Below are 11306 nucleotides of genomic sequence, written 5' to 3'. Positions count from 1 at the left end.
CCTCGTAGGTGAGGACGGACTCGAGGTTGTTGGCGTGGCGCATGATCGGGAACTCGAGGGTGACGCCGGCGGCGGCGAGGATGGTGCGGCACTCGCGGGCGATGGCGATCGCCTCGCGGACGTTGTTGAGCTTGCCGAGCGAGATCTGCTCGGAGCGGAGCGTGCCCGCGTCCTTGAGGCGGCCCAGGTGCAGCGCGAGAAGCATCGCCTTGCCGACCTCGAGGGTCATGTCGGCGAGCTTGGTCTGGGTGATCTGGTAGCCCGAGAGCGGCTTGTCGTAGATCTCTCGCGAGGCGGAGTACGCGATGGCGGACTCGAGGCAGTCGCGGGCCGCGCCGACGGCGCCGAAGACGATGCCGAAGCGGGCCTCGTTCAGGCAGGACAGCGGGCCCTTGAGGCCCCTGACCTCGGGAAGAGCGGCGGAGGCCGGGAGGCGTACGTCGTCCAGGACGATCTCACCGGTGACCGAGGCGCGCAGGGACAGCTTCTGCTTGATCACCGGCGCGGAGAAGCCCGGGGTGTCGGTGGGGACCACGAAACCTCGGATGCCCTTGCCGTCGGGGGCCTCGTCGGTCTGGGCCCACACGACCGCGACGTCGGCGACCGGGGAGTTGGTGATCCACATCTTGTTGCCGGTCAGGATCCAGTCACTGTTCTCGTCCCCCGGAGTGTCGCGCCGGGCCCGCGTGCGCATCCCGCCAGGGTTGGAGCCGAAGTCGGGCTCGGTCAGCCCGAAGCAGCCGATCGCCTCACCGGCCGCCATCCGCGGCAGCCACTCCTGCTTCTGCTCCTCGCTCCCCCACTTCCAGATGGCGTACATCGCCAGCGAGCCCTGCACGGAGACCAGCGAACGGATCCCGGAGTCGGCGGCCTCGAGCTCCATGCAGGCCAGGCCGTACGCCGTGGCGCTGGTGCCCGCACACCCATAGCCCTCCAGGTGCATGCCGAGGACGCCGAGCTTGCCGAGCTCGGGCGCGAGCTCACGGACCGGGACGTCACCGGCCTCGAACCAGTCGGCGAGGTGAGGCTTGATCTGCTTCTCCGCGAAGGACCTCACCGTGTCGCGGATCGCGCGCTCCTCATCGTTGATGAGGGCCTCGGTGCCGAAGAGCTCGAGAGGGGTCTGTGCCATGGGTGGACTCCTGAGGGGATCGTGTGGGGCGCTGCCGATTGTGTCACCCGCGACCGATTGAACCGTTCGCGGTCGTGCTCCGTAGTACGGGACGGAGGCCGGCATCGGGTCGGCTTGAGGCGAGAGGGTTCGACGTGCGTACACGGACGAAGGCAGCAATCGGGGTCGGTGCGGCAGTAGTGGTTCTCGGCGGTGTAGCGGTGATCTTCGGGCCCGGATGGTACGCCGACCGAGCAGAGGACGCGGCGGCGGACGAGCCCAGCCTGAGCGCGTCGGCAGTGCCCTCCGACACCGCGGCCGCCGGGGGCACGTGGAGTGTTTCGGAGGGGTCCTTCGCCGGCTATCGGGTCGACGAGGTGCTGCGGGGCGAGGACGTCACCGTCACCGGCCGCACCGAGGACGTCACCGGCCAGGTGAGCATCGCCGAGGGCGAGGTCACCGAGGCGAGCATCGAGGTGAAGGTCGCCACGATCGCGACCGACTCGAGCAACCGGGACGGCTACTTCCGCGAAAACGCGATCCAGGCCGAGGAGTTCCCCACGGCCAGCTTCGAGCTCACCGAGCCCGCAGCCCTGGAGGACGGTGCCACCGAGGTCGAGCTGACCGGCGACCTCACCGTGCACGGCGAGACGCAGCCGGTGACCGTGGCCGCGGAGGTCGGGTCCGACGGTGCGGACGCCATGCAGGTCGTCGGCAGCGTGCCGATCACCTTCGCCGACTTCGGTGTCGAGGCACCCAACCTCGGCTTCGTGAGCGTGGAGGACAGCGGTAGCGTCGAGTTCTCACTCGCGCTCACCCCGGCGTGATCCGGGCCCGTTGACGCAGGGAGGTGACATGGGTGCCGAGGACGACCTCCTGGTAGCTGTGCACGACGCCCACGCGGACGCGCTCTACCGCTATGTGGCGCGCCGCACCGGCGACGGGGAGGAAGCGCGGGACGTGGTCCAGGAGACACTGCTGCGCGCGTGGCGCCACCCGGAGGTGCTGCAGCGGTCCGAGGACGGCGTACGCGCCTGGCTGTTCACCACGGCCCGCAACCTCGTCATCGACGACCTGCGCAGCGCCCGACGCAAGCGGGAGTACGCCGCGGAGTCACCGCCCGAGCAGAGCCGGGCCGACGAGACCCAGGCGGTGCTCGACTCGTGGGTCGTCGCCGACGCGCTCACGTCGCTCTCCCCCGACCACCGCGCGATGGTGGTCGGGGCCTACTACGGCGGCCGGTCGGTCACCGAGCTCGCCCACGAGCACGGCGTCCCGATCGGCACCGCGAAGTCTCGGCTGCACTACGGCCTGCGAGCCCTGCGACTCGCGCTGCAAGAGAAGGGGGTCACCTCATGAGTGAGCGCCAGCGAACGACCACAGGATTCAGGCCGCCACGTCCGTACTGTTGCGCTTGCGCTACGGAGGTGGCGGCATGAGTGAGCGCCAGCGAACGACCATAGGGTTCAGGCCGCCACGTCCGTACTGTCGCGCTACGGAGGTGGCGGCATGAACGACGACCTGGACGCATCCGCACACGAGACGTTCGCCGACTGGGACGCCTCCTACGTGCTCGGAGCGCTGAGCCCGAGCGACCGGAGGACGTACGAGCGGCATCTGGGCGGCTGCGCCATCTGCCGCGACGCCGTCGCCGAGCTCGCCGGGATGCCGGGGCTGCTCGGTGTGCTCTCGCGGGAGGAGGCCGAGGAGCTCGTCGATGACGACGTCGCCGACCTCCCGGCGACCGCGCTGACCGAGCTGGCCGGGGCCGTACGCAGGTCGCGGCTGCGCCGCAACGCACTCGCCGCGGTGGCTGCCGTCGTGCTCCTCGCCGGTGGCGCCGCCTTCGGCGGCGTGATCCTGGGCCGCGACGGCGCGCAGGACCCGGCCGCGGCGCCTTCCGCCTCGGTCTCCCCGTCCGGCTCCGCCGGCACCGCCGAGCGGATCGTCGATCTGCAGCCGGTGGGCAGCGTCGACCTGTGGGCCCAGCTCGTCGTCACTCCGACCAACTGGGGCACCAAGCTGCAGTGGAGCTGCCACTACCCGCCCAAGCCCGGGCAGAGCCCGCCGGCGCAGGCTCCGCGTGGGCCGGTGACCTACGACCTGGTCCTGGTCGGCCGCGACGGTTCTCGCACGGTCGCGGGATCGTGGACCTGGTCCGGCGGGGAGACGCTCGGGCTCGACGCGTCCTCGGCGGTGCCGATCGACGATGTCGAGCGGGTCGAGATCACCCTCGTCGGCGAGGAGAAGGCGATCGCGGCGGCGGCGTTGACCTGAGCACGCCCGGTGCTCGGGTCAGAGCCCGAGCTCGGAGACGGTCTTCTCGCGCATCTCCACCTTGCGAACCTTGCCGGTCACGGTCATCGGGAACTCCTCGACGACCAGGACGTAGCGCGGGATCTTGTAGTGGGCGAGCTTGCCGGTGGCGTACTCCTTCAGGCTCTCGTTGGTCATCCGAGCGGCACCGGATCGCAGACGCACCCAGGCGCAGAGCTCCTCGCCGTACGTCTCGTCGGGCACGCCGATGACCTGGACGTCCTCGATGTCGGGGTGGGTGTAGAGGAACTCCTCGATCTCGCGGGGGTAGATGTTCTCGCCGCCACGGATGACCATGTCCTTGATCCGGCCGACGATGCTGCAGTAGCCGTCGGGGTTCATCACGGCGAGGTCGCCGGTGTGCATCCAGCCCTCGTCGTCGATCGCCGCCTTCGTCTTCGCCTCGTCGGCCCAGTACCCGAGCATCACCGAGTAGCCGCGGGTCTGCAGCTCGCCGGCCTCGCCACGCGGCAGCACGGCACCGGAGGTCGGGTCGACGACTCGCACCTCTACGTGCGGGTGGACCCGGCCGACGGTCGCGGTGCGGTGCTCGAGGTCGTCCTCCATCCGGGTCTGGGTCGAGACCGGCGAGGTCTCGGTCATGCCGTACGCGATCGAGACCTGGCTCATGTTCATCTCGTTGACGCACCGCTTCATCACCTCGACCGGGCACGGGCTGCCCGCCATGATGCCGGTGCGCAGCGTGCTCAGGTCGAAGCTCGCGAAGTCGGGGTGGCTCTGCATGGCGATGAACATCGTCGGTACGCCGTAGACGGCCGTGCAACGTTCGTCCTGGACGGCCTTCAGGGTGGTGGCCGGGTCGAAAGCCTGGCCCGGGATCACCATCGTGGCGCCGTGGGTGATGCAGCCGAGGTTGCCCATCACCATGCCGAAGCAGTGGTAGAAGGGCACCGGGATCGCCAGCCGGTCGTGCTCGGTGAGGTCGATCGTCTCGGTGGTGAAGAAGCCGTTGTTGAGGATGTTGCGATGGCTCAGGGTCGCGCCCTTGGGATAGCCGGTGGTGCCCGAGGTGTACTGGATGTTGATCGGGTCGGACGGGTCGAGCTCGTAGGTGACGTGGTCCTGGAGCTTCTCGCCGCGCCCGGCGTCGAGAAGGGCGGTCCACTCGGGGTCGCCGATGAAGACGGTCTGTTCGAGCTCGGGGCAGTCGCCGCCGACCTCGGCCACCATCGAGCGATAGTCGGAGGTCTTGAACTCGGGAGCGGAGACGAGCAGCTTGATGCCCGACTGGGTCAGCGCGTAGGCGAGCTCGTGGGTGCGGTAGGCCGGGTTGATGTTGACCAGGATCGCGCCGATCTTCGCGGTGGCGATCTGGGTCAGGGTCCACTCCGCGCAGTTGGGTGCCCAGATGCCGACCCGGTCGCCCTTCTCGATCCCGGCCTTGCGGAGCCCGACGGCCAGCGCGTCGACGTCACGGCTCATCTCGGCGTACGTCCAGCGGCGGGCGGTGGCCACCTCCACGAGCGCCTCCCGGTCGTCGAACCGCGCGACAGTGCGGTCGAAGCTGGCCCCGATCGTCTCCTCCAGCAGCGGGGTAGTGGTCTCTCCGGCAGCGTAGGAATCCGTCATGGGCCCAGTGTGACCCGAATCACGCGCGCGGTGGAAGTCTTGCCCTCAGCCCTTCTGGATGATCTCCGCGGCCCGCTCGCCGATCAGGATCGAGGGTGCGTTGGTGTGGCCGCGCACGATCCTGGGCATCACCGAGGCGTCGGCTACGCGGAGGCCGTCGACGCCACGTACGCGAAGCTGTGGGTCGACCACGCTGGCGCCGTCGCTGCCCATCCGGCAGGTGCCGGTGGGGTGGTAGAGCGTGTGGGCGTGGCGGGCCAGGACGGCGTCGGCGATCTCGGCAGGAGGAGCGTCGTTGGGCAGATCGGGCCGAACCAGCTTGCCGAGGATGCCTTTGAGCGCGGGCTGGGCGGCGATGTCCAGCGCCACCCGGACGCCGTCGACCATCGCGGCGCGATCGTGACCGTCGGGGTCGCTGAGATAGCGAGGATCGATGACCGCCTTGGCCGCCGGGTCCGCGGATCGCAACCGGATCTGGCCTCGGCTGGCTGGGTCGATCAGGATCGGTCCGAGGCCGACCGCATGGCCCTCGTAGGGAACGAGGCCCTCCTCGAAGAAGCCGACCGGGGCGAAGATCATCTCGATGTCGGGGCCGCTCAGGCCGGCGCGGGAGCGCAGGAAGCCGTACGCCTCGCCGACGTTGGAGGTGAGCATGCCGCGGCGCCTCAGCAGGTAGGAGACCAGCTGGAGCGGGGTCTCGGCTGTGCCGAGCGTGCCACCCTCGACCTCCCAGCCGAGCACGCCGACGAGGTGGTCGGAGAGATTCTCACCGACCTCGGGGAGGTCGTGGACGACGTCGACGCCGTGCTCGCGCAGGTGGGCCGCCGGTCCGATGCCGGAGAGCATCAGGAGCTGTGGCGAGTTGATCGCGCCGCCGGCGAGGATCACCTCGCGGCGTGCGTTGATGACCGTCCTGCGTCCGGCCACCATGGCTTCCACGCCGGTTGCCCGGGTGCCGTCGAAGAGCACCCGCGTGGCCGGGGCATCGGTCAGGGTGGTCAGGTTCATGCGCTTGCGGGCCGGCGTGAGATAGGCGTCCTTGGTGCTCCAGCGCGCCCCGCGCCGCTGCGTCACCATGGTCTCGACGTACGCCTCGGGGTTCGGGCCGTTCGCCCTCCCCCGCGGATATCCGGCCTCCTCGGCGGCCTGCAGGAACGAGTTCGTGTACGGCCTGGGGCTGCGCTGGCGCTCGACCCGGACCAGTCCACCGATCCCGTCGAGAGCGGTGGGATCCTCGACGTCCTCGAGCGCTGCGTACGTCTTCCGCACGGACTCCCAGCCCCATTCGGGGCCGGCGGCGTCTCCCCACTCCTCGTAGTCGGCCTGGAAGCCCTTGACCCACATCATCGCGTTCATGGAGGAGGAGCCGCCGAGCATCCGGCCACGCGGCCAGTAGATCTGACGCCCACCGAGGCTCGGTTGCGGCTCGGTCAGATAGTCCCAGTCGAGCTCGGAGCGGAAGAGCTTCGAGAAGGCCGCCGGCACCTGGACGTTGGTCTCCTTGCGACCCGGACCGGCCTCCAGGAGCAGCACCTGGTTGCTCGGGCTCTCGCTGAGCCGACTCGCGATCACTGCTCCGGCGGATCCTGCTCCGACCACTACGTAGTCGGTGGTCAGCTCCTGACTCATCTGGCTCATCCGAGGCTCCTCCATCAACGCTGATCGGGGTCCAACGAACCTACTGCTCCCGAGCCGCTTTGTCCCTAGGTCAGCGGTGCCGATCGTCAGCCGGTCAGGACCGGGGTCCGTCGCAGCCACCATTCGCCGATGGCCACGTGCATCGTGAAGGCGAGCCAGAATGCGACGCCGAACGTCGTCGGGCTCGGCGTGCTCGGTGAGGCACCTCCGGACAGCATCTGCTCGATACCCACGAAGATGCCGACCCAGATCCGGATGGTGCCGATACCGACACCGACCGCGAAGGCGCGGATCATCCAGCGTCGGTGCTGGGCTACGGCGCCACGGCGGATCGCCCGGTAGGCGAGCACCAGGGACAGGAGGAACCAGCTCCCGAACAGGACTGTCGCAGCCGCCTCGGGCGCGCCGCCCCAGGCGTGCGGAACGCCGAACAGCAGCGCAAACACCCCCGTGACGAGTGCGCAGACCAGCAGCACACGTCCGAAGCGCCGGTGGAACTGGTAGTGCCGGGTGCGGAACCGCCGGGACAGCTGCAGCGGCGCACCGATCAGATACACGACGCCCGGCGCGATGTGGAGGTAGGCGAGCCACGGGTGCTCGACGTACCGCATCGCGAAGTCGTCGTCAGGCGTCGTACCGGCAAGAATGTTCGGCCAGTCGATCATCACCCGCATGGCCGCGAAACCCAGCACGATCGCGATCAGGGCGCCGATCGCCAGTGCGGCAAGTCGTGCAGACCGCGGGCTCTCGACGCGCGCGGGGCCCGTCATGACGACGAGTGTCGCATGGCTTCCGTGCTGCGACTGAGCTTCGACTCAAGTTTGACCTCGACGGGCCATGGCGGCGAACCCGGGACGCTCAGGACGTACGCGCCGTGATCGTGACGCTCACGATCCTCCCCAACGCCTCGGTGAGGAACACCTGATCGTCCCGGTCGAAGGCGCCAGACATCTCAGGGACCGGATCGATCCCGACTGTTCGATGCCATCTGGGCCAGCACGCGGACGATGGTGCCGGGACGGAAGAGGCGCTCGGGCGGATCAATGAGCGCGGCCACCCGGACGAAGGTGGTGCCGAGCTTCGCGTCGCTCGCGGCGGCGGCGTGCAGACGCGGGATGTAGGCGTTGCCGATTCTGACCTTGGTGTTTCGGTCTCCCTCGACTGCCGGGAAGGCAAGGTCCCCGCCGGCTGCCATGTCCCAAGGCACGTCGATGGCCTTGGCCAGCGCGCGCATGACCTTGTGCGTATCGAGAGGACGCTCACCCTCGAGATGGCGCCGAAGGGTGAGGGCTTCGAGAGCGGCGACGCCGACTCCCTGCCCGTAGATCGGGTTGAAGCTGCACAGTGCGTCCCCCACCACCAACAGACCGTTGGGGAAGCGGGCCATGCGCTCGTAGCGGCAGCGCACGCTCGCTGGGAAGCGTGTCGCGACCGGATCGGTGAGCATCTCGGCGTCGTGGACGGCATCGTAGATGTCGGGAACCTGCAGAGATCTGGCGTAGTCGAGAAAGCCCTCCGGCGTCGTGGATGGACGCTCGCCGAGGAGCCCCATCAGGGTGAGGATGTGCCGATCGCCCTCGATCGCGGCAAGCCCGCCGCCACGGTGGTGCCCCGACTTGGGCGGGGCGATGACGGCGAGGTCGCTACCCAGTGCGTCGGGGCGAAGACGCAGGGTCGCGGTTGCGTACGCGATGTCGGCCGCGATCGTGTCCCGCGCCGGCCGCCCGTATCCCAGGTCGTCCAGCCAGCGGGGTGTTCGGGTGCCGCGTCCGGTGGCGTCGACGACGAGATCGGCGTCGAGTGTCTCTCCGGCGCTGCCGTCGGCGCGGCGGATCACCCGCACACCGGTGACATCACCGTCGGGCGTGGTGGCGAACCCGAGAGCGTCGCAATGATCGGCGAAGCCGACACCAGGCAGCGAACGGACCCGTTCCCGGAGGTATCCCTCGAGGCAGGGGCGGCTGGCGCTGAGCACTCGGACGCCGCTCACGGCCTGCTGCAGCCGATGTCCGCTCAGGTAGAGGCGGGCGTCGTTCAGCTGGTCGACCACCGGAACACCCTGCGCCACCAGGTCCGCGGTGAACCCCGGGAACAGCTCATCGAGGATCTGCTGACCGCGACCGCCCAGACCGTGGATGTGGCGGCCCTGCGGTACGCCACGCCGATGTGTCGCGGCCGTCGGCAGTTCGTCTCGTTCCACCACGACCACCTCGTCGTACGCCTCCGACAGCACGCGAGCGGCGAGCAGTCCGGCAATGCTGCCGCCGAGCACCACGGCTCGGTCGGCGATCTTCTCCATCATCTGCGGCCTCCTTGGTTTCACCAGCAGGCTGCGCGTGATCGTTGTTCAGTTGCCAGACCAGAAACTGCTCAGTTGTGCTCGCTCCGCGGCGGAGTCTCGAGGTTGCTGGGTTCGGAGTCGCCGTAGACCTCGCGCTCCCACAACCAGGCGACGACCCGCTCAACACCTTGTGTCAGGTGTCGTCGGTAGGTGCTGAACGGCAGCCCGAGCATCGCGGCCGCGGACTCCTGGGTCGCAGCAGGACGTAGGTAGGTCCGGTCGACAGCACACAGCAGCTTGTCGTCGCGGGGATCCCCGCGCAGGGTGTCGACGGCATCGTGCAACAGACCTGCCAACGCGTCGGCGCCCCGCTCCTCGTCGTGGTCGTCGTCGAGGACGAGTCGAGCTCGCAACAGGGTGCTGCGGGCCAGCAGATCGTGGCGATGCAGGTCGTGCAGTGCCTGTTTGACTGCCTGCTTGAACTCGGGCTGGGAAAGGACCAAGGGCTGAGGTCGTCCCGCCGCGGTCGGCTCGGGCGTCGCGTCACGGGCGAGGGCGCGCTCCGTCACGAGCTCCAGCCACGCGTCCACGGGAACCCGCCGGAAGTCGTGCGCGAACAGACCGTACCGGCGTCCCCCGACCTCGAAGTCCGCCCCTTCGGCCCGGGGCAGGTCGGCGACGGCGAAGTAGTCGTTCCAACGATCGGGTTCGGCGAGGGTCAGGAAGTCCCAGGACAGCTCTGCCGTGCACAGGTACTGCTGCAGGGTGAGCACGGGAACGGCGTTGAGCGTCGGGGACGGCTCCTGGTAGGCCTCTTGGTCGATGACGAACCGGGTCTGGGTCACGACCTCTCCGGGGCGGGAAGGTCCGCTACGTCGGGCAAACCTCCATGCCGCGTCGGCTCCGGGGTCGGCGGCGAGGTCCTCGGCAGAGGCGCGGGTCAGGTCGATCAGCGCGACGACGCCCCGGATGGAGCCTGAGTGATGGCGTAGGACGCGGAATCCTTCTGGCTGACGGTCCAGCCAGTGCTCGGCGATGGCCGCCGACGCGACTCCTTCGGCTGCTTGAACCAGGTTGATGATCGCCTCCCGGTCTCGGGGAGCTGCTGGTTCGGGGTAGAACCCGCCCCAGGATGCCCAGTCGACGGGTGAAAGGACGTCGGGGAGGTTGCGGAAGACGAACTTGAGGTCGAAGATCGCCTGCTGTTGGGCGCGGCCGGTCGTGCTCTGCAGCAACCGACGGATGTGGGTCCAGACCCCACGGAAAACCTGCTTGTAGGTTGCGGGGTCGCGCCAGCGGAGGTTCGCGTCCAGCAGGTCGCGCGCGAGGTCGTGCGGGTAGAGACCCTCGGCGCCGGCGTGGATGAACGAGAGCCCGTGCAACCACTCGAAGAGGTCGTGCGCGTCATCGACCTCCAGCGCATCCCGCAGCAGTGCTTCGGTCGTCACCCGTGCCAAGGCGCACACCTCGAGCGCGCGGCGGTGCAGCTCGGACGGGACGGCTTCGACCACGCGTTGCATCAGTGTCGCGACCAGGTCTGGTGGCATCGGGTCGACCACGGGCTCGCCACCCCTGGCGACATGATCTGTCAACAGGGCAAGCGCCAGCGGGTGGCCATGGGTGACCTGGAGGATCTCCTCATGCCTGGCGGGTTCGACCTTCTTCGCGAGCAGGTATTCGCGGCCTTCCGCCGGGGTCAGGTTGCGCACGGAAACGACTCTCAGCAGGTCGCCGAAGCCGGGGTCGGCGCGCCAGGACGCATCGGGAGGGGCGCGACCCGCGATCACGACCACGGCCGTGGCGGGGAGGCGCGGCAACAGCTTGGTTCGCACCCAGTCGTCCAATGGTGCAAGCCGCTCGTAGGTGTCGAGAACGATCACCGGCCGACCCGGGGTCGTGATCGCCGCGCCACCATCCGGGACATCGAGCGACTCCGCGAGCACTCCAAGCACTGCCGTTGGCTCAGGGGACACCTCGCGGCCGTCGACCCGAGCGATCGTGGCACCGGTCTCAGCAGCGAGATCAGCGATGACGTCGACCAGGCTCGACTTTCCGATCCCTCCTGGTCCATACATGTAGAGCACCGAGAATGGCGGCACAGCACGTGCGAGTGCGTCTCGCATCAGCTCCAGCTCCGCGTCGCGGCCGACGAACCCGCGTTTCCGCCGCGCCACCAGCAACTCGCTGAGCGGCCGCGGGGAAACGGAAGCATCTGCCACTCGGACAACGATAGTCCAGCGCTCGCTAGTGGTCATCGCCTCAAGTTCCTCCCCGGTCCGCCGCCATGGCACGCACTGGGCGGCGTTGCCCCCGCTCGAAAGACCCCGGTATGCCTTCGCGGGGAGGTCTGAACGAAGTGGCCTTTGCCCA

General features: G+C 69.0%; 9 protein-coding genes. 3 read left to right on the top strand and 6 right to left on the bottom strand.

Annotated elements, in window-relative coordinates; genetic code table 11:
- Nucleotides 1-1132: acyl-CoA dehydrogenase family protein (locus tag ACRDPS_RS05315; protein ID WP_431500586.1), on the bottom strand; the 1132-nt coding region annotated here is incomplete at its 3' end.
- A 134-nt stretch (nt 1133-1266) separates the two neighbouring features.
- On the opposite strand from ACRDPS_RS05315, the gene ACRDPS_RS05310 reads away from it, so the two are divergent.
- The 3 genes from ACRDPS_RS05310 to ACRDPS_RS05300 all read left to right on the top strand — a co-directional run bounded on the left by ACRDPS_RS05310 (nt 1267) and on the right by ACRDPS_RS05300 (nt 3388).
- Nucleotides 1267-1938, top strand: coding sequence for a YceI family protein (locus ACRDPS_RS05310; RefSeq protein WP_431500585.1), 672 nt, complete (start codon nt 1267-1269; stop codon nt 1936-1938).
- A 28-nt stretch (nt 1939-1966) separates the two neighbouring features.
- Nucleotides 1967-2470 (top strand): sigma-70 family RNA polymerase sigma factor, encoded by a 504-nt coding sequence (locus ACRDPS_RS05305; protein ID WP_431500584.1) that lies wholly within the window; start codon nt 1967-1969, stop codon nt 2468-2470.
- 150 nt (nt 2471-2620) lie between these two features.
- Nucleotides 2621-3388, top strand: a complete 768-nt coding sequence (locus ACRDPS_RS05300) for an anti-sigma factor family protein (protein ID WP_431500583.1) — start codon at nt 2621-2623, stop codon at nt 3386-3388.
- Between the two features lie 18 nt (nt 3389-3406).
- On the opposite strand, the gene ACRDPS_RS05295 is transcribed toward ACRDPS_RS05300, so the two are convergent.
- The 5 genes from ACRDPS_RS05295 to ACRDPS_RS05275 all read right to left on the bottom strand — a co-directional run bounded on the left by ACRDPS_RS05295 (nt 3407) and on the right by ACRDPS_RS05275 (nt 11155).
- Entirely contained in the window at nt 3407-5017 is a 1611-nt protein-coding gene (locus ACRDPS_RS05295) for an AMP-binding protein (RefSeq protein WP_431500582.1), read from the bottom strand.
- 45 nt (nt 5018-5062) lie between these two features.
- Nucleotides 5063-6655 (bottom strand): GMC family oxidoreductase, encoded by a 1593-nt coding sequence (locus ACRDPS_RS05290; RefSeq protein WP_431500581.1) that lies wholly within the window; start codon nt 6653-6655, stop codon nt 5063-5065.
- A gap of 86 nt (nt 6656-6741) precedes the next feature.
- Nucleotides 6742-7425, bottom strand: a complete 684-nt coding sequence (locus tag ACRDPS_RS05285) for a DUF2306 domain-containing protein (RefSeq protein ID WP_431500580.1) — start codon at nt 7423-7425, stop codon at nt 6742-6744.
- Nucleotides 7426-7607: 182 nt separating this feature from the next.
- Nucleotides 7608-8957 carry an FAD-dependent oxidoreductase gene (locus ACRDPS_RS05280; RefSeq protein WP_431500579.1) on the bottom strand — a complete coding sequence of 450 codons (1350 nt, stop codon included), beginning with the start codon at nt 8955-8957 and terminating at the stop codon, nt 7608-7610.
- A 68-nt stretch (nt 8958-9025) separates the two neighbouring features.
- Complete coding sequence (locus ACRDPS_RS05275) at nt 9026-11155, bottom strand: ATP-binding protein (protein WP_431500578.1); 2130 nt, start codon at nt 11153-11155, stop codon at nt 9026-9028.
- Nucleotides 11156-11306 lie beyond the last annotated feature (151 nt).

The sequence above is a fragment of the Nocardioides sp. genome (genome assembly GCF_050699375.1).
Lineage (GTDB): Bacteria > Actinomycetota > Actinomycetes > Propionibacteriales > Nocardioidaceae > Nocardioides.
This window is presented reverse-complemented; position numbering and strand designations above follow the sequence as displayed.

What these genes read in the sequence shown, in the direction of transcription:
- ACRDPS_RS05305 (WP_431500584.1), top strand. Translation starts at nt 1,967, where the DNA reads ATGGGTGCCGAGGACGACCTCCTGGTAGCTGTGCACGACGCCCACGCG.
- ACRDPS_RS05300 (WP_431500583.1), top strand. Translation starts at nt 2,621, where the DNA reads ATGAACGACGACCTGGACGCATCCGCACACGAGACGTTCGCCGACTGG.
- ACRDPS_RS05295 (WP_431500582.1), bottom strand. Translation starts at nt 5,017, where the DNA reads ATGACGGATTCCTACGCTGCCGGAGAGACCACTACCCCGCTGCTGGAG.
- ACRDPS_RS05290 (WP_431500581.1), bottom strand. Translation starts at nt 6,655, where the DNA reads ATGAGCCAGATGAGTCAGGAGCTGACCACCGACTACGTAGTGGTCGGA.
- ACRDPS_RS05285 (WP_431500580.1), bottom strand. Translation starts at nt 7,425, where the DNA reads ATGACGGGCCCCGCGCGCGTCGAGAGCCCGCGGTCTGCACGACTTGCC.
- ACRDPS_RS05280 (WP_431500579.1), bottom strand. Translation starts at nt 8,957, where the DNA reads ATGATGGAGAAGATCGCCGACCGAGCCGTGGTGCTCGGCGGCAGCATT.